This is a genomic window from Thermostilla marina (genome assembly GCF_054657455.1).
Window position 1 is genome coordinate 4,223,074 of the sequence record NZ_BAAHYR010000001.1, and the last position, 21,701, is coordinate 4,244,774.

Below are 21,701 nucleotides of genomic sequence, written 5' to 3' on the forward strand. Positions count from 1 at the left end.
TACCTACCGAACGCAAGCACTGGACCTTCAACCCGCCTGTTGCAACGCGGGCCGGCTGAGTTCCCCGCGTAGAGCATCGCGGGTACGCGGTACAACATTGCGAACGGTATCGCTCGTCGGTTCGCCCGGCTTGGGCACCGGGGCACGATGGATGCGCCCGTTATGCTCCCAGGTGATCGAAAGCGACTCACCCGCGGCACGCACCAACGCCGGTAATCGCGACGCCGACTCCAACGGGGTGCCGGCGACTTCCAAGACGTAATCGCCCGGCTCGATCCCCAGACGGGCGGCGGGTGAATGCGGCAACACGCCGGTCACCAGCGCGGCGTGCGGCTCGGCATCGTCGGGTTTCCACTGGATCCCCAGCCGCACCGGTTCTCCCTCGAGCACGATCGTCACGGTCCGCGGGGCCTCGCCTTCCCGTTCGTACACGAGTCCGACCTCGCGATCCACCAGCAGTCCCGCGGCCGTCAGGTCGATCGGATCCTGGATCGCGAATTTGCCGAGCTTGCGAATGCGGTCGCCGGGCCGGATCCCCGCCTTCTCGAGCGGCGAATCGGGATCGGTACCGACGACGATCACCCCGTTGCCGTCATCAGCCTGTACCCTGACCTTGAGGCGTCCTCGCCAACGGGCGGGCGCCTCGATCAACGACTTGAAAACGGCGTCGGACTCCTTTTCGGCGGCCGGGCGATAGTCAGGCAACTCTTCAGCCGCATCCAACTCGATGAGCACATCGAACAACATCCTGCCGATCAATTCCATTCCCGCGGCGTTGATCTTGTCGGGATCGTCGGTCGCGGAATGATAGTCGTCGTGTAGTCCCGTATGCACCAACAAAGCGGGTGTGCCGTGCCGACAAAAGGAATAATGGTCCGAGTCGCGGCGATAGCGCCACGAAAACAGTAATTCCAACGCGTTATCGCGATTCGCGCGGGCGGCCAAACTTCGCAGTCCCGCGGCCGTCCGCGTGCCGTACATATAAAGCTTCGCATCGCGCAGGCGGCCGACCATGTCGACATTCACATTCAGCTTGACCCGCTCGAGCGGCAGAGTGGGATTTTCGACCCAGTGTTTCGACCCGAGCAAGCCCTTTTCTTCGGCATCCCACAAGGCAAACAGATAACTCCGCCGCGGCGGTGACGGCAATTGCATCAACGCCTCGGCCAGTTCCAAGACGGTCGACGTGCCGCTGGCGTTGTCGTCGGCTCCGTTGTGGATTTTACCGGGACCGTCGCGCGTGTTCTTTTTCGTGCCGTAGCCGATGTGGTCGTAGTGGGCCGAAACGACGATGATCTCTTCGCCGACCTGAGAATCCGATCCCGGCAGATAGGCCAGCACGTTCCGATAGTCGTTGCCGAACGGCTGAAAGTAGCCTTCCGTTCCGGCCGGCGTGAGTCCGAGTTCGGTCAGGCGGGCCGCGATCCAGTCGCCCGCTCGGCGTCCGCCGGATGTTCCCGCCTCGCGACCTTCCAACTCGTCGGAGGCCAAGTAAGCGACCCCTCGCATCAAGTCGGCCTGCGCGATCGACGCCCTGGCAGCGGCCAAGTCGCCATTCGCATCGGCAAGTGCGCCCCGTTCCGGCAATAGAATGGCGACCACCGTCGACAGCACGATCGCCACGGCGCATCGCTGCCGTCGAACCTCGAACCGATTCGTTCTCTCGTTCATCAACGATGACCTTGCGTGTACGTTGCGAATCCGGCCCTCGATCGTCACCTCGAACACGATGGGCAGGCCATCTACATCATAGCCGCCACGCGGCCGGAAGGCATCTCCACGACCGAACGTCCGCGATGATCGACGTGTTCGGCTCCATAACGAACATCGCAATCTGCACCGTTTATCCCGCCGACCAAACGCCCACCGCCTTGCTTCGCTTGCCCGACCGATCAACCCTGCCGAAGTGACGCGATCCGATCACCTGCGTCGTCAAACGGCAACAAGGGTGTTGCCTTTCGGCGACATTCGTGCTGTTCGCAAGGCATATTTCGTGTAGCAGGATGCCGAAGGGCGTCTCGAATCGCCGGGCAACAAGCCCCAAAAACGATACGTCGCCGACGCGTTCGGTAACCCACAATTGAAGAGGATGCTTTCGCGCGACCGGGCACGCGATTTGCACGCTTGTCTCATGCATTCAAGCCTTGCCGCCGGCGAAGCGTATCTTTCCATCCGTCACTTACGATCGCTCGACACCCCATGTTGCACGTCATCGAGATCGACAACTTGGACCGGTTGGCCGAATATCGGCTGACTTGGCGATCGTTGCTGCTGGAAATGCCCGACGCCTCGTTCTTTCAACGCTACCGCTGGCTCGAAACATACTGGCGATATTTCGGCAAGGGCAAGCAATTGCGCGTACTGATCGCCTATTCGGGCGATGAACCGGTGGGGATCATGCCGTTGGAACTACGGGTGGAACCATCCCGCTTCGGTCCCGTGCGGGTACTCACCTATCCCTTGGACAATTGGGGAACGTCGTTCGGGCCGATCGGAATCCAACGCACGGCGATTCTTTACGCCGTCATGCGTCACCTGCGAGACCGCCGCTGCGATTGGGATGTCGTGGATTTGCGATGGACCGATCCCGAAAGCGACCGCAATCGCACACCCCGCACCATGGCGATGAACGACCTGTCGCCCCACGCGCAACCGTGGATGCATGGATCGGTAATCGATCTCGACGGCGATTGGGAATCGTACCTGGCGACGCGACCGTCGAAATTCCGCGAAAACCTAAGGCGTTTGCGACGGCGAATCGAAGCGGCCGGCGAGGTGGACTTCGAACGCTATCGCCCCGAGGGAGGGCTGGCCGACGGGCAGAACCCACGGTGGGATCTGTTCGAGGCGTGCGTCGACATCTCCGCCCGATCCAGACAAGCCTGCACCCCTGAAAACTACGTACTCTCGCACCCGCGAATCGTCGAATTCCTGGCGGAACTTCATGAGATCGCCGCCCGCGACGGCTGCCTCGACGTGAACCTGTTGCGACTCGACGGCAAGCCGATCGCCTTCACGTACAACTATTACTGGAACGGGACCATCTTCGGCCTGCGGACGGGATTCGATCCGGCATACGCCTCCCTGGGCCCCGGCACGATCCTGCGTGCGATGATGATCGAGGATTCGTTCCGGCGCGGCGATCGCCGCATCGACATGGGAACGGGATACCTCGAAAGCAAGCGGCCTTGGGAAACCCGCCGCACGACGAGTTTCCGGTACACGAGTTTTGCGCCGACATTCCGCGGCCGCCTATTGCGGATGCAACGTTGGTTCACCGATCGCTTTGTCGATCCGCTCGAACTCGCGTTGCGGCGTAGTGCGTGATCCGTCCGGATTCGGTGTCCGCGATTCGGAATCGGCGCATGACGAAAGGCGACGCCCGCCGCCGGTCATCCGACGCGAACGTCGCCTCCGTGTTCGATGATGTCGTTACGATTGTCGCCGATTTCGGTCATCCGGCGACCAAGATTACCGCTATTTCTTCTCTTTCTTGTCCAGCGGCAAAAGCTTCACGTTCTTGTACCAAACGGGATGGCCGTGATCCTGGAAGCCCAGGTAGCCGCATCGGGCGAAGTCCTTGATCGCCCGCTTTTGCCCGTTGAGCTGAAACTTGTGATCGCCGGGAATCGCCCGCTCGCCGGGTTCGTCGAATTCGTCACAATTCATCTCGCAGACGAGTTCGCCGTTGACCTTCACCGAGATGTTCGGACCTTCGGCGCGGATTTCGACGTGATTCCATTCGCCGGGCTTCTTGGCGGCGTTTTTCTTCAGCGGCACGATGTCGTACAACGCTCCGAAGTCATGGCACGACGTGCCGTCGCCGGTGGCCACCTGGACCTCGAAGCCGGTGTGCACCGGATTCTTCGGATCCTCGATGCGGAAAAAGATACCCGAGTTGCACGGGTCCGACATTTTCACGTCACACTTGAGCACGAAGTCACAAAACGGCTTCTTGTAGATGACGATGTAGCCGCCCGACTTGTACGGCTGCATGCAACCGTCTTCGATCGGCGAGGCGACCGGCTTGCCGTTATTGCAAATCCAGCCGTCGTAGCTCTTGCCGTCGAACAGCAAGATCCAACCTTCTTTCTTCTCCTGATCGGTCAGTTCGTTGTCGGCGGCCCAAACGTCAGCGACGCCGCCCAACACAAACGACAAGGCGGCGCAGAAAAACAACGTTCGTTTCATCACGGTCTCCTTCTGCGGAAGCAGATTCCAGGGGGACAAACGGGGAACATTCGCAGGAAAACGCTCACCGCGTGTTGCCGAAATTCGGTGCCGGCTTTTCGACACACCGGCCGTGTTCGACAGCCTCTTCGACGCCACACGGGCGCTGCGACGGGCGGTTCGTGCGGCGGCTTGTCGGCCGCCTGACGACCGGAACCTCACAATAGCCTCGCCGCAGGCAGGTCGTCAAGCACGCCTTCAATGTCGTGCCGCAACGGAACGGCATGCGGTGTCGACGGCCCCATCGCCTTGGCTGCCCCGGCGGCCGTCGCAAGACGAATCGCGGCGGCGGGACTTTGGCCGCACGCAACGGCCGCGGCATAGATCCCGTGAAAGACGTCGCCGCAACCGGTCGTGTCGCGTGACGCGACCCGAGCCGTCGGCTGATGCATGATTCCGTCTTCGCCTCGCATGCGAAACGTGCATCCGCCTTCGCCTTCAGTAATCGCGACGAGTACACGGTCGTCGGTCCACAAGGCGTCTACCAACTCGGCCGCCGTCGCACGGGGCCGATCGAGAAATTCGCGTGCGAAGCGAATCCCGATGATCAAATGATCGATGCGAGCGGCAACTTCCTCGAACGGCCCTTCGGTACGACGTTCCAGGTCGGCGACGACCGGCACACCCACGTTGCGTGCCGTTTCCACAATCGCCAACGTTTCATCCGGACTGTGGTGATCGACCAAGACACATCCGGCGGATCGGATCTCATCCCGGGTCGGATGGCCGAAAATCGGTCCCAACCCCGCGCAGGGGTGCGCCAATACCGTACGATCGCCCGACGACGTGTCGACCAGAATCGTCGAGTGTGCCGCCGAGTGTTCCGGCGACCGCGCGTTTTCATCGATTTCGACGCCGAATTTGCGAAAGCATTTCGCCACGAATCGAGAGGCATCGTCCGTCCCCAACCGCCCGCCGTAGCGACATCTTGCGCCCCAGGCGGCGGCCGCAAGAAGGGCAGCCCCCGTCAGTCCACCACACCGACGAACAACCCGCGACACACGCCGTTTTTCGTTCGGGCGCGGGAACCCATCCACGTACAATACGTCATCGACCGCTACGGCGCCGACTCCCAACACGTCCCAACGTACCGGCACAAGTTCCCCCCAATCGCGGCCATCGACTCGATCGACGGCACAATCTCTACGACGCTTCACGAATTGCAGCGACCACCGTCTACTCGGCCGTCGCAGGTTCCGCTTCCGGCGACAGGTAGGTAGGGTTGCGGATATCCTCGTTCTTGCCGGCCTTTCGGTTGATCGACCGCAAAAACTCCTCGACGATCGGCCGCGGTTCCGGATAGGCTTCGAGCTGGAGCTCTATCACGACCGTCGCCTGGTGCTTGCCGTCATCGCGTTGGGCGACCGCCGTAAACGTGCCCAAATCCTCGTCTTCCACAACATTCACCGGCACGAACGTTCCTTGTAAGAAAACGCGGTACTCGGCATCACCAAGTACTTCCTGCCCGGGAACGTCGAACTCGCTCGTGTCGACATCACCGGCCGCGTCATCAAGAGTTACGTCGACAAGCATGAAGGTAATCGTCCCCTTCTGTTGCTTGTCGACAAAGCTTGCCATTTTCATATCGAACGGGAAATCGACGTCCATTCCAACGTCGGGTCGAAATCCGTCGGGCAGCTCGTGCGGACAAATCGACTGCGCGATCCTGACGATTTCGGCAGGATCTTCCGTTGCCGATTGGGCCAGCTTGTAGCCGAACCAACCGCTGACAAGAAGGAATCCGCCGCAGCACAAGACCGCGAGTCCGCCAAGCACGGCCAAGACGATCAACAAGGTTTTCGCCCCCGGCGACATCCCCTGTTGCGGCGGTTCGACCGGTTGCGAGGGAAATTCCGGCATTTGCGTATACGCTTCCGGCGGTCGGCTCATGGCTCGCTCCCTTCCAATGAAATGCGGGTCGAACAACCACCATTTCTGACGGGCGTCACCCTGTCGCCAGTAAAATACCCGATTCGCTCGTGACCGGACAAGCCTCTTTTGGGAGGGGCAACTGGCCGCATTTCATTGCAGCGGCTGCGAGCGTTTTCGGCTTCCTCCACCCTTGCGACGGCATGATGCCCTTGGCTTTCGAGGCGGAGGGCGAAAGAATGAGTTGATGGCAAGTGAACTCTCCGCGGCGAGGACACCGGTGGAACATCTGCTCGATTATTCGCATGAACGCCTGAAATCTTGGTGCGCGAAGCGGGGATTGCCCGGCTTCCGCGCCGGCCAGATCCTGCGCTGGGTGTACGATTCGCCCGGCATCGACTTCGCGGAGATGTCGAACTTGCCCAAGTCGTTGCGTGAAGAGCTGGCCTCGACGTTCGCCGTCTGGTCGATGCGGGTGATCACACACCGCACCGCCTCGGACGGAACCGAAAAGCTACTACTCGAAACGCACGACCAAAAGCGAATTGAATGCGTGCTTTTGCGGGACGACAAGGGCAACCGCACAGTGTGTATCAGCACGCAAATCGGTTGTGCGATGGGTTGTGTCTTCTGCGCGAGCGGCCTTGACGGCGTCGAGCGCAACTTGACCACCGGCGAAATCCTCGAAGAGATCCTGCAATTCAAACGATTGTTGTCGCCGGAAGAACGGCTGAGCCACATTGTCGTGATGGGCATGGGTGAACCGACGGCGAACTTGGAGAACTTGCTTCCTGCGTTGGCCGTCGCTACCGACAAGAAGGGGCTGGGAATCAGCGCCCGGCGGACCACGATCTCGTCGGTCGGTCTGCCCGCGGGAATCCGTCGGCTCGCCGAGGCCGACGCCCCTTATCACCTGGCGGTCTCGCTGCACGCGCCGAACGATCGGCTGCGAAACGAAATCGTGCCCGTCAATCGCAAGGTCGGCATTCGTGCCATTCTCGAAGCGGCCGACGGCTACTTCGAAAAGACGGGGCGGCGAGTCACCTACGAATACGTATTGCTCGCCGATATCAACGACCGGCCGGAACACGCCGCCGAATTGGCAGATCTGTTGCGTGGTCGAAACGCACTGGTAAACCTGATCCCGTACAATCCGATTCGTGAGTTGCCGTATCGCAAGCCCGATCGCCGGTCCGTCGGGTTCTTCGCCGAAATCCTCACGAAAAACGGCGTGACGGTTACGATCCGGCATCGCAAAGGCGATGAGATCGACGCTGCGTGCGGCCAACTGCGCCGCTCGGCGGCCGCCGATGGTCTTTGAGCAAGCTACCGTCAACGAAGCCGATTGTCGGGCACGATGCGCGGCTTGCCGTCCTCGCCGGTTTCGACTCGATAGGGAAACGCCGCGGGCACGACGCTCATCAGTGACGAGAGGGCATAACTCCCGGTGCGACCTTCAAATCGCAACTCGACGAACGCCGCGCGGTAACCTTTTCGCGGCGTCTCCAAGACGACGACACAACGCCCGTTTTCGATCGGCACGTTTGTCGCGTTCCATCGCGATTCGCGGAAGTCGCGTGTGTCGCTTTCGGCCGACCACAAGACGGCACCGGTCGGCCTCTCGCCGGTCCATTCGACGATCAAGCGTCGGTTGTCGTCTTCCAAGCGGGTCGTCACCTCGGGAAGCGTTTTCCCGCTGAAGACGGCGTCGACGAACGCCGTGAACGTGGGCACGATCCCGCCGCCCAATCCGTGCCCTGCGTTCGGCAGGTAGAAGAGGACCTTCGGACCCGGCACGGATGGAAAGTATTCCCACGCGGCATCGACCGTCCAGTAGGGATCGTTGGTCCCCAAGAGCACCAACTTCGGCATCGTGTAACGATCGCGGTAGGTGAACGGATCGACGATCGCGGTCAGCCGTTCGCCAGCCGCAGTCTGCATGGCGTCTTGGATTCCCCGCTTCGTGTACGGCATGATTTGACGGCTGTACTCACCATAGCTCGCCAACTGGCGTTTCATTTGCGCGGGCATGTTCAAGACGTCGATGACCATCGGCGCGATGCCGCACACGCGATCGTCGACCGCCGCGGTGAGCCACGTCGTCCAACCGCGTTTCGAGGCACCGGTCACGAGAAACCGCTCGATGGTCGCGTTTTCTTTTGCCTGTGCGCACGCTTGGACGGCGTCCATGGCGGCAACCGCACTTTTCACCATCGGCAACAGCAGCGGCCAATCGGTGTCGCCGTCGCGTAAATAATTCGCAAATGTCAAGGAAATGATGTCGTCTTCGTACAAACCGTCGAACAGCGGCTGATTGGGCACTTGCCGCAGAATTGCGACCGGCACGCCGACGCCTTTCGCGATGGGGACGAAACGATCCACGTCTTTTGCGCCGGTCAGCGGATCCGTGTCTTTCGACGAACCACCGGTAATGAACAGGACGGCGCCGTCGTTGACCGTCCGATTCGGCGGCACGATCAAGTACAGCCAATGCTTCCACTCGATCCCACGCCACGTCTGCGACGTCAACCGAAGTGCGTGCACGCGGCATTCGTGATGCTCGATCGAAGCGACGTGCTTCCAGGCAAACGAATCATCGGGACGTCGAACGTAATCTTCCAAGGCCCCCGCGAGCGACACGGAAGCTCCGAGGACGAAAATACACATCACGACGAACCCCATCGTCACGAGCCGGCGTACGGACATCGGCGATCTCCCAAGAAAGGATGCAGCCCAAACGCGAGGGGCGATTACGCTTGGGAACCGTCGCCCGCCGCCTTTGGGCCGCCGGATGCGGATTCGGCTTCCGGAACCGGAACGGCACCGGACCTCTCTATTAATACACCGCTGTCCGCATTGCAAGTTACGGTTTCAAATACGAAAGCGCCAGTAGCGCATACGAGGTGACCAGGTTGGGATCCCCTTCCAGCCAACGGCTTTCTTCGTTGACCCAGGAACCGTCGGGTTGTTGCTTCTCGGCCAGCACTTCGAACAGTTCCCGGCGCCAATCATGCCTTTTCCCCTGCGCGTCGACGAACTCGTCTTCACCAAGGGCATCCATCGTCTTCGCGAACACGTGATAATAGTAGTACAGTCCTTGCATGCCCATGCCCGGGTTCGACGACAAATCGTAAAACTTGCGAATCCATTCGGTCGCCGCTTTGACACGAGGATCGTCTTTGCTCACGCCCGCGTAGATCATGCTCTTGAGGCCCGCATAGGTCATCGACGCGTAACTTCGCAGGCCGCCGTTGGGAGTGGTTCCCGCCTTGCTCTCGCCTTCACCGGCACAGGTGTAATAAAACCCACCGTCGGGATTCTTCGAGGCGAACGGCGTCGTGTTGTGCTCGGTTTCGAGATTCTGGCATCGCGACACGAAAATCAGGGCCTTTTGAATCGCAGGATCGTCGGGACCGTTGCCGCACGCGCGCAACGCATCGATCAAGAACGACGTGTTCGACAGATCGGGACGCTTGTGGCTGCCGTAGCCTGCGCCGCCGTACTCGCGGTCGGCGATCGTTTTCCCTTCGCCTTCATCCCATTGAATGCCCTTGACGAATCGTTCGGCGTCGCGAATGACCTTCTCGTAACGGCCGTCGCGGTTAGCTTCCGATAAACACATCAACGCGATGCTGGTTTCGTAGTTCTTGTACAGCGAGCCGTCGGAGTAGATACCACCGTCCTGCTGCACATGATCGAGCAGCCATTTCAGCCCTCGCTGAACGGCCGGATCATCGACCGATCGCCCGTTCCGCAGCATGGCGGCCACCGCGAGCCCTGTCGGTCCGATACCGGCCTGACTGCTGAACGAACCGTCGGGCGCCTGCCCTTTTTCGACCAGGTACGTCAGACCGCGTTCGACCACCCGGTGGTAGGCATCGGGGTCGGGACCGATCGCCGTCGCGACCTGTCCGCCGATCATTCCCACCAAAATTCCGAACAGTGCCGGCAGAAGACGACGATTCATGAACCGCATGGTTCCCCCTTCCTTTCGAATTTGTCTTTGCTCGAAACGCGACCTTCTCGATGTCCCTCGTCGGCGGCCGTCTGCGCAATCACATTGTACGCGACGGCGCGTACCGCGACCGGGAATTTTCCGGGAGCAATGCAACTTTCGGACCAAGCGAGACCGAACATTCGTCGAGCGACGCATCGTGGCTTCCAAATCGGGCACGGAAGGCAAGTTCCGGCGCGGCCCGAAATCGCGACCGCCGCAGCGGAAGGAATCTCCTTTCAACCGAAGCCGTGCCGCAATCGACAGCCTGTCGATTCAACCGACAGCTCTCGCCGCGGACGCACGATTCACCGCCGAGACCACTCACTTGCCGGTTTCAGCGTCGAGCATGCGCGGGCGGCTCGATGTTCAATTTCCGCATTTTTTTGTACAGGGTCGTGCGATTGATACCCAACGCCTTCGCCGTCGCGACGCGGTTCCAATTGTTCGCTTCGAGCGTTTGTAAAATGATCTGACGCTCGGGAAGCTGCATCGCCTGCTTCAGCGGCGCCCCAGGTCCGGCTTCGAGTTCGACGGGCGCCGAGGCCGCCAGCTCGGGCGGTAAATCCTGCAAGGTGATTTGCTCGCTGCGGCCGAGCAGCACGGCCCGTTCAAGAACATTCTGGAGCTCTCTCACGTTCCCCGGCCAGCGGTACGATTGCAAGGCGGCCAAGGCTTCGTCGCTGAGCCGCTTCAGCGGCTTGCCGGTATCTTCACAAATGCGTTTGAGAAAATGTTCGGCCAGCAGCGGTATATCGGAAATCCGCTCCCGCAAAGGCGGCAATTCGAGGTTGATGACATTGATCCGATAGTACAAATCTTGGCGGAATCGTCCCTCGGCAACCGCCTTACTCAAGTCTTCGTTGGTGGCAAGAATCACCCGCACATCGACGGTGTGGGTTTCCGTCCCGCCGACCGGTTCGAATTGATAGTCCTGCAACACCCGCAGCAACTTTACCTGCATAGCGGGCGTGGCCGTACCGATCTCGTCCAGAAAGATGGTGCCGCCGTGAGCCTGCTTGAATTTACCGATTTTATCGCCGGTCGCCCCGGTGAACGCACCGGCGACGTGACCGAACAGTTCGCTTTCGAGCAAGGTTTCGGGCAAGGCACCGCATGCCACCTCGACGAAGGGGCCGTCGCAGCGACCGCTTCGGCGATGGATGGCGCGGGCGATCATCGACTTCCCCGTCCCGCTTTCGCCGGTGATCAACACGGTGGCTTTCGTGTCGGCGACCGCGTCGATGACGTCGTAGATTTTTTGCATGCGGGGATCGCGGCCGACGATGTTGTCCATCCCGAATCGGAGGTCGAGCTGGGCCTTGAGGTTCTTGTTCTCCTCGATCACCTTCTGTTGATTGAGCGCCCGCTCGATGGCGACTTCCAGCTCCTCGTCGATCAGCGGCTTGGTCAGAAAATCGAACGCCCCGCATCGAATCGCTTCGACGGCCGTATCGACCGTGCCGTAACCGGTGATCATGATGACGGCCGTGTCGGGCCGAAATTGTTTGGCGAACCGCAACAATTCGAAGCCGTCGCCGTCGCCCAATCGAATATCGACCAAGGCGACATCGAATTCGACGCGTTTGAGCCGCTCTTTGCCGGCTTCGAGCGAGTCGGCTGTTTCCACACGATAGCCCTGCTCGCGCAGCCAGCTTGCCATTGCGGTCAAAATCTGGCGATCATCGTCCACCAGCAGCAGCGATCCCTTGATCATGAGCCGTCCTCGTGTGTTCCATTTCGGCGACGTTCGGCCGCTCACATCGAATCGTGCGGCCGACGATTTGTCCCTCTGTGGCATCGCGCCCGTAAGTCGGGTGTCGCCAAATATCTACGTCACAGGCGGCGCGCTGTCAAAAAGCGTCAGATAGAGAACGTGAGAAACACCAATCCAGCTTGATCGGCCCCACTTTTCAGGGGGAAACGGCGGGTGATTTTCGGCCAGCAAATCCTTATCCCACCAAAAGAGCTACACGACCAACCCCTCAAGTAGTTATACCATTTATCCCACCAAGGAACTATTATTTACCATGTTGGGTTGATGGTTCCCCCTATCCGACCACCCTGCTTGAGGGTGGCCGTCTCGGCGGTTGCTCATCGTTGATTAGGCGTCTCTTGATTGTGGCCGAGAGTTGCGACGGCCCGTGTCGCCGAATGCAGATCGGGCTGAAAGGTACAGGAACCTTTGTTTCATTTCTGTCTGCCGTCCAGGCAAGGGGAGATACTGGGCATGTCGATTCGCCTACTGATTGCCGACGACCACCAGATGATCCGTGAGGGGCTGGTTGCTATTCTCAAAGGCACGGAGATCGAGGTTGTTGCGGAAGCGGCCACCGGGGCAGAATGCATCGAGAAGATCGAACAGACCAAGCCCGACGTCGTCTTACTCGACATTCGCATGCCCGATCTCGATGGCCTGGAAGTCCTCGAGCGGCTTCGCGAAAAAGGCATCGAAACAAAGGTGATCATCCTCTCGACCTACGACAACCCCACTTACGTCGCTCGCTCGGCCGCGCTCGGTGCCCGAGACTACGTGCTCAAGGGCTCGTCTCGCGAGGAGATCATCAATACGATTCGTGCCGTAATGGCGGGGCAAGGTCCGACCCACACCGGCGAGTTGCGCCGGGTGGCCGATGCCATGCAGACCCGCGCCACCATCGACGACGACAGCGTGCCGCTGACCCAACGTGAATTGCAGGTGTTGCGTCACGTGGCCCTTGGATTGTCGAACAAAGAAATCGGCCGGTCGCTCGATATCAGTGTCGAAACGGTCAAAGAGCACGTGCAAAACATCTTGCGGAAGATCGCCGTCAGCGATCGCACGCAGGCGGCTGTTTGGGCCGTTCGCAAAGGCCTTGTCTAAAAGATTCATCGCGCCGGAACCGGCACATGAGCAGACTTTAGATCGTCGGCGTTCTCGGAGGGGATTTGAGAACGCCGTTTTTTTGCGCAAGCGAGGAAGCGGAAGAAGCGATCTTCGAAAGCAGTCGGTGCGATCTACAAGTCGCCGCCTTCGCGCACGCTGAACTCGGCCCACACCGGCAGGTGATCGGCAACCGAAAGGGCCTGCTCAGGGGTGATGTCGAACTCGCGTACCAAGTCGATGATTCCGAAGCGACCGTTGTATTCCACCGTCGCCCGACGATCGAACACGATGTTGTCGACAGAGCGGCTTCCGTCGAGTACGGTCGGCAGGCCGACGACCACCGCCGCAACGTCGGGCAACGACCGGAAGGCATCGATGTAGCGAAAATCGCTACCCAGGTCGCCGACCAAAACGACGTCGTCTTCGCCCCGGCCGTCGTCCCGAACGGCTCGAAAAATATCGTCCAGTAATTCCCGCTCGAGAGCCGCCTTCGTCGGGTCGATGTGGACGCTCACCAACGAAAACGTGAAGGCTTCCTCCGCGTTCGCACTGCGGGTCCGAAAGGCCGCCATCAGCGGCAAGAAGCTCAAACGTCGCTCGGGATCGTCGACCGGCGAAACGGTCGTCCGATCGATAACCACGGTTTGCTGATCGAACAAGATCAGCGTGCCCCGGGCGATCGTCAGCCGGCGAGGGTCGGGTACCGTCGCGTAGCTGTACAATCGGCCTCCGGCGTTCACTTCATCGACGAGCGAGGTAATGACGCCGCGGTCGCGGCAGTCGACGCCTTGAAGCACGGTGATATCGAACCGGCGAACGATCTCCGCCAACAATTTGACCACGCCGGGCCGCAAAACCTTCTCTTGATCGAGAGGCACGACGTTGAATGTCGCGATGCGGATCGCTTTGACCTGTCGAGCCGGAGGCAACTTCGGAAACGGGATCGCCGGTACGACTTGTGTTTCCTCTGTCGCAGAAGTCGCCGGTGTGTCGCCGCTTGTGAACCATTGTTTCGCCGACGACTGCGTCTTCTCCCACCATGTGCCGATCGTGCCGCCTTTCACCATCGGAAAGACGACCCAGACACCGGCCAGCGCCGCCAGCATCAAGACGATCCGAAGCTTTCGCGACATGACGTACCATCCCCGCTGTGGATACCGTTCCCTAGCGGGTTGATCGGCGGACGAACGGCAGGTGATTCACCGAATCGGCGACGCGGGCCGCAGAATTCGAGATCCTTCGGCCTAGAATCGCCAACAGCGCCACCGCAGGTCCAGTCCGCCCAATCGGTGCGTGCGGCAAGGTTTCCCCGTTCCGCAGCGATGACGGCAAATCGCCTCAACGCTCCTCGAAAAGGGCTCGCCGGATTACGCCCCGGCGAACCCAATCATGCGAATTCACTGACGGTCGTCACGACTTCCTCAGAGATACGCCGGGCGACCGGCAACGATGAGACAATCGTTTGTCCCAGCCCTCGAACCGCAACTCAAGGGTTTTCACCACGATGCTTCGGGATGCCGGTTCGTTGCAAAATATCCTCGGCGATTGCGCGCGTGGGTGGAATCACTCACGTTTTTTTCTTGCGTTTGGCTTCGCCCGACGAGGCCTTCTGCCGCGTCTCTTCCAATCGCTTTTCGTATCTACCCAGCGGAACGTCCCAGGGGTTGGGAGGACGTTTGCGATATTGCGGGCGTGCATCCCGATCGGGCATCGATTCGACCACCCGCCGGAACTTGGCCAAGGCGGCGCGTGCCTCGGGCGTATCCGCCTCGGGCAACAACTTGCCGTTTGCGTCGAGCAAATTGTGCTCCTCCCACGGATCGTTCTTCAAGTCGTAAAACTGATCGATCTGCTTTTCGGTATTGACCCACACTTTGAAACGTTTGTCGCGAAGCACGCGATCGGCAAAGTCGTGAACGCCCCGCACGCCTTCAGAGTCGGTCGTTGCCGCTCCGTGCCCCATCGCCAAGATCCAATCGCGAGGCGAATCGTCGGCTTTGCCCAGCAAAAGCGGGGCAAACGATTTTCCGTCCAAAGGTCCCTCGGGAAGCGGCGCTCCGGCCAGTTCGGCAAACGTGGGCAACAGGTCGCTGAAATCGACCAAGGCGTCGGTAACGACACCTTCGGGCACGACACCCGGACAACTGACGATGAACGGCATGCACACACCGCCTTCGTATTTCGAGGCTTTCCCGCCGGAAGGCCGATGGCCGTTGATCGTCCCCAGCATGCCGCCCGCGGTTCCGTTGTCGCAGGTGAAAATGACGATCGTGCGATCGCGAACACCGGCGTCTTCCAATGCCGCCAGTATCTTACCGACCAACTTGTCGACGTATCGCACGCATGCGGCATGCAATTCTTTTCCTTTGGGGATGTCGGGGTCGTCGGGCGTCGGTTCCAGCCCGCCGTGCGTAAGTACCATCGGGTAATACAAGAACATCGGCCCGTCGGCATGCTCGCGGATGAACTTGCACAAAAAGTCGCTGTACAAATCGGGGCCGAATTTCCCTTCGTATGTTCGGCTGCCTTCCGGCGTGTTGATGTAAGGATCCCAATAGCGATGACCGCTGGGCGGATTACCGCCTTCGTAACCGGTCCATACGCACCAATCGTCGAAGCCGTGTTTGCGCAAAGCCTGCGGCTCGAGACGGAAGTCGTTGATTTGCCACTTTCCCGCGATGGCGGTCGCATATCCCGCTTTTTTGAGAACGCGGGCCACCGACTCGTAGGCCACCCAGTCGAAGTACCCCACCCCCCAACGAGGAACGTCCCAGTGATTGACCCAACCGGTTCGCCACGGATATTGGCCCGTCAGCAGGGTCACCCGCGTCGGTGTACACTGCGGCATGCACCACGCGTTCTCGAATCGCATTCCTTTGGCGGCCAACGAATCGATCACCGGTGTTTCGATATTGTCGGCCCCGTAACAACTAATCCAGTCTTTTCCGAGATCGTCGACCATGATGAACAGAATGTTCGGCTTGTCGACCGCGGCTTCCGCAGCCTGCGCCGATCGCCATCCGATCGTTGCACACACGGCAACAATCGCACTGAGAAACAGAAAGAAGCCGCCGTTTCGATTCCGATCATTTGCTCGACACATAGCCGACACCTCTTGGTTTTTGCGATGCAATTCGACTCTTTCGGGGGGACAAACGTTTCCTGACGTGTTGCAGCCCGTTCGCCGACAATCGGCGGGTGCCTATTCCTTCAATAGGCGCAGGGTGACCATGCGAACGTCGGCAACCGATTTTCCGGGCACGTCCAGCGCGCGAAGGGTCAATGTTCCGCGACCGGCCGGCAGCTCGAAGACACCCAATCGCAGCGGCTTGAAATCCTTGACGTACGACTCGCCTGCAACGAGCGCACCGGCTTTCGGGGGTGCCGGTCGATTTCGCGGCACGCGGTCGTATTCCGCCCCGCGCAGCGGCGGATCGAAAGCCTCACGGATTTTTCCGCTCAAAGCGGCTTCTCCCAAGCGAAGTTCGATCGTCGACCCGACGGAATCTTCGGGGCACGTGTAGTAGACGACCGCCTCGTATCGCCCCGCCGTGTGCACGTCGACGTCCCAGGTCATCGCGTCGTCGGGCGAGGTCCAGTGGGTGAAGAAAGAACAGTTCGGCGCCGAGGCGCTGCGCAGCACGCCGCCGTGCGGCCGCCCGTCCCTCGCCGGAAGATATGTAAACGGATGCTCCCGATAGCCGACCGGGAAAGGACGATCGTCGTCACCGTGCGGCAACATCTCTTCTTTCCAGGCGGCCAGGGCCTCGCGGAGCTTGTGCGCCACCTCGGGAAACGCGTCGGCAACGTTTTTCGTTTGGCCGGGGTCGTTTTGCATGTCGAAAAGTTGCCCGTTGTTGTCCAAGCGAAATCGTTGCGTGCGAACGCTGACACGCCCGCCCCAGTGCGAAAAGATCATCCGGTCTTCCCATTCGGGTTCATCCTCGAGCAAAAGCGGCACGAGACTGCGACCATCCAGGGGGCGGTCCGTAGGAACACGCACGTTGCACAATTCGGCGAGCGTGGGCAGCAGGTCGATCGCCCCGGCTATCTGCTGTACCTTCTTGCCTGCGGGAATTTTGCCCGACCAGCGGATCATGAACGGCACGCGTACGCCGCCCTCGTCGGTCGAGCCTTTACGCCCCTTCATGCCGCCGTTCCAACGCCAGGAGTTGGGGCCGTTGTCCGAGAAATACACGACGATGGTGTCTTGTTCGAGATCCAACCGATCAAGCGTTTCGAGCAACCGGCCGATATTCCAGTCCATGCATTCGACCATTGCCAAGGCCGCGCGCGTCTTGTCGAGCTCTTCCTTTTCGGGATCGCGATTTCGCATCGTGATTTCGGCGCCGGCGAAGCGGCGGTAGAAACGATCGGGCACCTCAAACGGCGAATGAGGCACATTGTAGGCCAGGTAACAGAAGAACGGTCGTTCCCGGTTTTGTTCGATGAACTCCATCGCCTTTTCGGTGAGGATATCGGTAATGTACCCCTTGCCTTGGACGAGCTGCCCGTTGTGATCCAGCGGCGGATCGAAGTACATGCCCCAATGCCCCGAGGTGAACCCGAAATACTCCTCGAAGCCGCGGCCGTTGGGATGATACGGATACTGGCTTCCGTTGTGCCATTTGCCGAAGCAAGCCGTCGTGTATCCCGCGGCCTTGAACACGTCGGCGATCGTTCGTTCGTCGAGATTCAGTCGTTCGCCGCCGGTCGATACCCCCCGCACGCCGCCCCGCAAGTGATAACGCCCCGTCAGAAACTCCGCCCGCGTAGGCGAACACACCGGGCACACGAAGAAGCGATCGAACAATGTTCCGTCGCGTCCCAGGCTGTCGATCGCCGGTGTTCGCAAGTTTGTATTGCCGTGCAACGAGACATCTCCCCAACCCTGATCGTCGGCCAAGATCACGACGACATTGGGATGCATCCGTTCGGCCGCAGAGATACCTCGGCCGCATACAACGGCAATCGCGATCACTGAAACGCAGAAGATCGTTTGCACGCGCATCGGAAAGACTCCTCCGGTCAAGCGGAATTTCGATTCGAGTACGGAGCACGGATTCGTGCCGCGTCTTCGCCGTTCGGCGGTGCCGTGGTAAAAGCGGCCCGCCGCGGACGACGGTTCCCAATGTAATCGTGTATACACGGGCTGTCCAATTTCGGGGAAATCGCAATCGCACACCTATTCATTGCACAAAAAAACGCAATCGAACCGGGATTTTTCGGTGCGATTGCGTTGTATGTCGCATAGTTCAAATCAGCGGCAGCCGATCAGCTCTCCTCGCCGCACGCGCGGCGGATCTCCTCGACTCCCAGGCGGTTGCAAAAATCACCGAACGTCTCCCCGTCGTTACGCTTGTCGCGGAACAGTTCGAACACGCGCACAAGACGCGGGACCAATTCGGCCTCGGGCACGGCATCGACGTACTTTTCGGCCAGGCGGTTTCCAAGGATCGATCCGCCCAGAAAGATTGTGTACTTACCCACCGTCCGCCCCACCAACCCGACATCGGCAATATACGGTCGGGCACAACCGTTCGGACAACCGGTCATTCGAACGGTGAATCGCTCGTCGGCCAGCCCGAGACGGTCCAACTCGGCCTCCAGGCGATCCATGATTCCCGGCAAGGCCCGCTCGCTCTCGGTGACGGCCAACGGACACGTCGGCAACGCGACACAGGCCATCGACCAGCGTCGAACGGTCGAAATGTCCTCCGATCGCTTGACGCCGTGCCGCACGAGAATCGACTCCAGCTCGTCCAATTGCGATTCGTCGAGATCGATGAACAGAACGTTCTGATGCGGCGTGAATCGGATGTTCGGACGCAGGGTTTCGCAAATCTCGCGCACCGCCGACTTGATCGTATACCCCTCGCGATCCAGCAACCGCCCGTTCTCGACGAACAGGCCGTAGAACCACTTCCCGTCGCCTTGCGGATGCCGCCCAAGGTGATCTTCGACATCGACGACATCGACCGGTCGCGGATCGGCCGGTCGCTTGCCGTAATATTCGGCCACCTTTTCCCGAAACCGTTCGATTCCCCAATCGGCAATCAGGTATTTCATGCGGGCGCGTTTGCGGTCGGCACGGTTTCCGAAATCGCGCTGCACTTTGAGGATCGCCTCGGTCAGCGGAATGACCTCGTCGACGGCCGTGTACGCGAACGGCTTGGCCACAGCGGGAAATGTGTTTGCATTGCTGGGCGTCACGCCCATCCCCCCGCCGACGAACACATGGAAACCGACGATTTCTCCGTCTTGTACGTCGGCCACGTAACCGACGTCGTTGGTGAACACGTCGGTACAGTTGTCGTCGGGTAGTGCAAAGGCGACTTTGAATTTCCGCGGCAGATACTGCGGCCCGTACAACGGCTCGATCTCGTGCCCCTCGGAACCGCCGCCGACGAGCTCTTTTTCGCCCGAGTCACCGTCGGTCAGCCACACCTCGTGATAGGCCGTCGTTTGCGGCAAAAGATGATCGGAGAGGGTCTTGGCAAGCTCCTGCAAACGATCCCGAACACCGTCTTCCCGCAAGGGTGCCGGACAGCACATCGGGTTGCGGTTCACATCGCCGCAGGCCCCCAATGTGGTCAACTGAACCTCGTTGATTCGGCGCACGGCCGCTTTGATGTTCTTCTTCAAGATTCCGTGCAACTGCAAGTCTTGCCGGTCGGTAATGCGCAGTGTCGTATCACCGAGTTCATCCGACAAGGCAATCTGCGCGAGCAGTTGGTCGCCGGTCATCGCCCCCCCCGGCAACTTGATGCGAACCATCAGCGAGTACGCCTTGCCCAACGGCTTGCCGTCCGGTCCTTTGCGTTTCCGCTGGTCGCGGTCGTCCTGCTGATACATCCCGTGGAACTTGACGATTTGGACCGAGTTGCTGGAGAAGGCCGGGTCGTCGTTCGTCAATTCCTCGGCGAGCGTCCCCCGCAGGTAATTGCTTTCGCGCTTGATCTTCTCTACACCGCTTTCTTTGGGGGCCGAATCGTTTTTTTCTGCCATGATTCCTCTCCGATTGGATCACTACCGGCGCCACGCCCTGTCACCGGTTCTGTTTCGAGCCTCACAAGAATTCAAGAATTGCCGATTGTCGTGGAGGCCGATCGTGCACCCAGCCCCGCGACATAGTTTACTATGTTGATTGTTTTAGTGCCTAAAATTGTATCCCAAACCCGCGAGCATGTCCAGGGAGACAAGACATCCCTCGCGCACGGAAAGCCCTGCACGCCCCTGCACGGGGCATTCGCGCATCGTGTAAGATCATGCGGCGCAAAGATTTGCGTTAGAGCACACTCGCCGTGAAGACAAGCTTGATCCTGTCGCCTTCGTTGAGCCCTTCTGTCAGGGGGATCAACACGGTATCGTCGAGAATGACGGACGCTTGGCGAGGGGTGACGATGATCTTCGGATCCCGAATCCGCTGCGGCAGGAAGACGACGATCGGGCGAGTCCCCGGGGCGATCTTCGTGGCGGCGACCGCTTCGATCGTGCAGCGTATCTCTCCCCCTGTTGCGATAGTATCCACCTCGAGAGAATACGGACACTTCCCGGGCGCCAAGCGCGCTTCCCAGGCAGGATCGCCGTACAGCGCTACCGTATCGCGATCGTACATCAAGCCCTGCCGATCCCGCGACGAGAGCGATTCGTTCTCCAATCGCCACGTGAGCGCATGATGGTTTGCCGTGAACGATTCGACCAGCGTGTACCGCCCGGGTTGTTTGACGAAGTAGTCGAGAACGCCCCAACCCATGAACCCGTACCAGGTCGGCACCGTGTAGCCGATCATTTGGCGAACGCCGCCGGAGTTCATCCAGGCCAAGGCCATTGCGTCCCGACTGTCGACGTGCCCCATCAGACAATTGCCGACCGGCAAGTAGACCTTCGGATTAGGGGAATCGATCGGATACGTGTTTCCTTGCAAATCGATGCCGAATAGTCTGCCGTCGCGGCAACGAAACTGCCCGGCCCGGTAGGCGTAGCCGATCTGCCAATCGCGTTCGGTCGCATGGCCCGAGGTGATGAACATTTGCGGTCGGTACTCGTTGAGCACTCGCACCAATGCGGCCGTAGGGTCGTCGGGACCGTGCCGTTGTTCGGGCTCTTTCCCGCGCTCCTTCACGACGTGCTTGTTTTGTTCGCTTTCGGAATACCATTGCCCTTCGACGACGCACTCCATAGCAAAGGCCGTTCCGGCGGCGACGCGTTCGATCGTCAAGGGCCGCGACTCGCGGGCGATCGCAACTGCATTCTCGGCGTCGTAGCCGGTCAGGATTCCCCAAAACGTGTCGATATACGGATCGTCGTCGTATTGTCGCGTCGCATGATGAACCCGCGCGACATATTGACGTCCGGCTTCTTCCGGCGGCGCGACGAAACACGTGTAACGAGGCATGAGCCGTCTTAGTTGCGGCAACGCCTCGTCCGGCAGATTACCGTAAGTGACGACGGTCGCCTCGTGCTTTGCTTTCAACACGTCGACCACCTGTCCCCACTGTGGATCGTCGACCGTAGATCGGCGTGCCACGACGGCGTATTCAACGTTCCCCGATCCGCCGAGCGCGACCGCTTCAAGACCGCTCGTCCATGCCGCAAAAGACATCGCGACGAACGCAACGCAACGCCCCACATGCCGATCTCTGCCCAGCCGACTGCGCAAGCTCATTATCATTCCCCCCAACCCAAGCGAAAGAAAAGGCGGTTTACGAGACTCCCGTTTGTCGAAAAAGCCGGAACGGA

At 60.1% G+C, this 21,701-nt stretch carries 15 protein-coding genes; 3 read left to right on the top strand and 12 right to left on the bottom strand.

The window, feature by feature from the left end:
* Positions 1-27: 27 nt before the first annotated feature.
* Positions 28-1,671: a M28 family peptidase gene (locus tag ACYQ2I_RS15300; RefSeq protein ID WP_460167898.1), complete on the bottom strand. Its 1,644-nt coding sequence runs from the start codon at positions 1,669-1,671 to the stop codon at positions 28-30.
* 528 nt (positions 1,672-2,199) lie between these two features.
* Here ACYQ2I_RS15300 and ACYQ2I_RS15305 point away from each other — a divergent pair.
* Positions 2,200-3,327, top strand: a complete 1,128-nt coding sequence (locus tag ACYQ2I_RS15305; protein WP_460167899.1) for a GNAT family N-acetyltransferase — start codon at positions 2,200-2,202, stop codon at positions 3,325-3,327.
* 150 nt (positions 3,328-3,477) lie between these two features.
* On the opposite strand, the gene ACYQ2I_RS15310 is transcribed toward ACYQ2I_RS15305, so the two are convergent.
* From ACYQ2I_RS15310 to ACYQ2I_RS15320, 3 genes are all read right to left on the bottom strand, one after another.
* The gene (locus tag ACYQ2I_RS15310; RefSeq protein WP_460167900.1) at positions 3,478-4,191 is read right to left on the bottom strand and encodes a 3-keto-disaccharide hydrolase; all 714 of its coding nucleotides are present in this window, start codon (positions 4,189-4,191) and stop codon (positions 3,478-3,480) included.
* A 197-nt stretch (positions 4,192-4,388) separates the two neighbouring features.
* Positions 4,389-5,387 carry a PfkB family carbohydrate kinase gene (locus tag ACYQ2I_RS15315; RefSeq protein WP_460167901.1) on the bottom strand — a complete coding sequence of 333 codons (999 nt, stop codon included), beginning with the start codon at positions 5,385-5,387 and terminating at the stop codon, positions 4,389-4,391.
* A gap of 19 nt (positions 5,388-5,406) precedes the next feature.
* Positions 5,407-6,120 (bottom strand): hypothetical protein, encoded by a 714-nt coding sequence (locus tag ACYQ2I_RS15320; RefSeq protein WP_460167902.1) that lies wholly within the window; start codon positions 6,118-6,120, stop codon positions 5,407-5,409.
* 226 nt (positions 6,121-6,346) lie between these two features.
* Here ACYQ2I_RS15320 and rlmN point away from each other — a divergent pair, with 226 nt between their 5' ends.
* Positions 6,347-7,420 carry a dual-specificity RNA methyltransferase RlmN gene (rlmN, locus tag ACYQ2I_RS15325; RefSeq protein ID WP_460167903.1) on the top strand — a complete coding sequence of 358 codons (1,074 nt, stop codon included), beginning with the start codon at positions 6,347-6,349 and terminating at the stop codon, positions 7,418-7,420.
* A gap of 11 nt (positions 7,421-7,431) precedes the next feature.
* Here rlmN and ACYQ2I_RS15330 read toward each other — a convergent pair whose 3' ends face one another.
* The 3 genes from ACYQ2I_RS15330 to ACYQ2I_RS15340 all read right to left on the bottom strand — a co-directional run bounded on the left by ACYQ2I_RS15330 (position 7,432) and on the right by ACYQ2I_RS15340 (position 11,810).
* Complete coding sequence (locus ACYQ2I_RS15330; protein ID WP_460167904.1) at positions 7,432-8,805, bottom strand: PhoPQ-activated pathogenicity-related family protein; 1,374 nt, start codon at positions 8,803-8,805, stop codon at positions 7,432-7,434.
* Between the two features lie 157 nt (positions 8,806-8,962).
* Positions 8,963-10,066: a prenyltransferase/squalene oxidase repeat-containing protein gene (locus ACYQ2I_RS15335; RefSeq protein ID WP_460167905.1), complete on the bottom strand. Its 1,104-nt coding sequence runs from the start codon at positions 10,064-10,066 to the stop codon at positions 8,963-8,965.
* A gap of 364 nt (positions 10,067-10,430) precedes the next feature.
* A complete protein-coding gene (locus ACYQ2I_RS15340) occupies positions 10,431-11,810 on the bottom strand; it encodes a sigma-54-dependent transcriptional regulator (RefSeq protein WP_460167906.1) in 1,380 nt (459 codons plus the stop codon).
* Between the two features lie 513 nt (positions 11,811-12,323).
* Here ACYQ2I_RS15340 and ACYQ2I_RS15345 point away from each other — a divergent pair.
* Positions 12,324-12,956: a response regulator gene (locus ACYQ2I_RS15345; protein WP_460167907.1), complete on the top strand. Its 633-nt coding sequence runs from the start codon at positions 12,324-12,326 to the stop codon at positions 12,954-12,956.
* Positions 12,957-13,090: 134 nt separating this feature from the next.
* On the opposite strand, the gene ACYQ2I_RS15350 is transcribed toward ACYQ2I_RS15345, so the two are convergent.
* The 5 genes from ACYQ2I_RS15350 to ACYQ2I_RS15370 form a co-directional block, all read right to left on the bottom strand.
* Positions 13,091-14,092: an exonuclease/endonuclease/phosphatase family protein gene (locus ACYQ2I_RS15350; RefSeq protein ID WP_460167908.1), complete on the bottom strand. Its 1,002-nt coding sequence runs from the start codon at positions 14,090-14,092 to the stop codon at positions 13,091-13,093.
* Between the two features lie 434 nt (positions 14,093-14,526).
* Complete coding sequence (locus ACYQ2I_RS15355; RefSeq protein ID WP_460167909.1) at positions 14,527-16,062, bottom strand: sulfatase family protein; 1,536 nt, start codon at positions 16,060-16,062, stop codon at positions 14,527-14,529.
* 99 nt (positions 16,063-16,161) lie between these two features.
* Positions 16,162-17,970, bottom strand: coding sequence for an arylsulfatase (locus ACYQ2I_RS15360; RefSeq protein ID WP_460167910.1), 1,809 nt, complete (start codon positions 17,968-17,970; stop codon positions 16,162-16,164).
* Positions 17,971-18,233: 263 nt separating this feature from the next.
* Positions 18,234-19,967, bottom strand: coding sequence for an NADPH-dependent assimilatory sulfite reductase hemoprotein subunit (locus ACYQ2I_RS15365; protein WP_460167911.1), 1,734 nt, complete (start codon positions 19,965-19,967; stop codon positions 18,234-18,236).
* A gap of 280 nt (positions 19,968-20,247) precedes the next feature.
* Positions 20,248-21,627 (bottom strand): hypothetical protein, encoded by a 1,380-nt coding sequence (locus ACYQ2I_RS15370; protein WP_460167912.1) that lies wholly within the window; start codon positions 21,625-21,627, stop codon positions 20,248-20,250.
* Positions 21,628-21,701: the final 74 nt, after the last annotated feature.

What these genes read in the sequence shown, in the direction of transcription:
- ACYQ2I_RS15300 (WP_460167898.1), bottom strand. Translation starts at nt 1,671, where the DNA reads ATGAACGAGAGAACGAATCGGTTCGAGGTTCGACGGCAGCGATGCGCC.
- ACYQ2I_RS15305 (WP_460167899.1), top strand. Translation starts at nt 2,200, where the DNA reads ATGTTGCACGTCATCGAGATCGACAACTTGGACCGGTTGGCCGAATAT.
- ACYQ2I_RS15310 (WP_460167900.1), bottom strand. Translation starts at nt 4,191, where the DNA reads ATGAAACGAACGTTGTTTTTCTGCGCCGCCTTGTCGTTTGTGTTGGGC.
- ACYQ2I_RS15320 (WP_460167902.1), bottom strand. Translation starts at nt 6,120, where the DNA reads ATGAGCCGACCGCCGGAAGCGTATACGCAAATGCCGGAATTTCCCTCG.
- rlmN (WP_460167903.1), top strand. Translation starts at nt 6,347, where the DNA reads ATGGCAAGTGAACTCTCCGCGGCGAGGACACCGGTGGAACATCTGCTC.
- ACYQ2I_RS15330 (WP_460167904.1), bottom strand. Translation starts at nt 8,805, where the DNA reads ATGTCCGTACGCCGGCTCGTGACGATGGGGTTCGTCGTGATGTGTATT.
- ACYQ2I_RS15335 (WP_460167905.1), bottom strand. Translation starts at nt 10,066, where the DNA reads ATGAATCGTCGTCTTCTGCCGGCACTGTTCGGAATTTTGGTGGGAATG.
- ACYQ2I_RS15340 (WP_460167906.1), bottom strand. Translation starts at nt 11,810, where the DNA reads ATGATCAAGGGATCGCTGCTGCTGGTGGACGATGATCGCCAGATTTTG.
- ACYQ2I_RS15345 (WP_460167907.1), top strand. Translation starts at nt 12,324, where the DNA reads ATGTCGATTCGCCTACTGATTGCCGACGACCACCAGATGATCCGTGAG.
- ACYQ2I_RS15350 (WP_460167908.1), bottom strand. Translation starts at nt 14,092, where the DNA reads ATGTCGCGAAAGCTTCGGATCGTCTTGATGCTGGCGGCGCTGGCCGGT.
- ACYQ2I_RS15355 (WP_460167909.1), bottom strand. Translation starts at nt 16,062, where the DNA reads ATGTGTCGAGCAAATGATCGGAATCGAAACGGCGGCTTCTTTCTGTTT.
- ACYQ2I_RS15360 (WP_460167910.1), bottom strand. Translation starts at nt 17,970, where the DNA reads ATGCGCGTGCAAACGATCTTCTGCGTTTCAGTGATCGCGATTGCCGTT.
- ACYQ2I_RS15365 (WP_460167911.1), bottom strand. Translation starts at nt 19,967, where the DNA reads ATGGCAGAAAAAAACGATTCGGCCCCCAAAGAAAGCGGTGTAGAGAAG.
- ACYQ2I_RS15370 (WP_460167912.1), bottom strand. Translation starts at nt 21,627, where the DNA reads ATGAGCTTGCGCAGTCGGCTGGGCAGAGATCGGCATGTGGGGCGTTGC.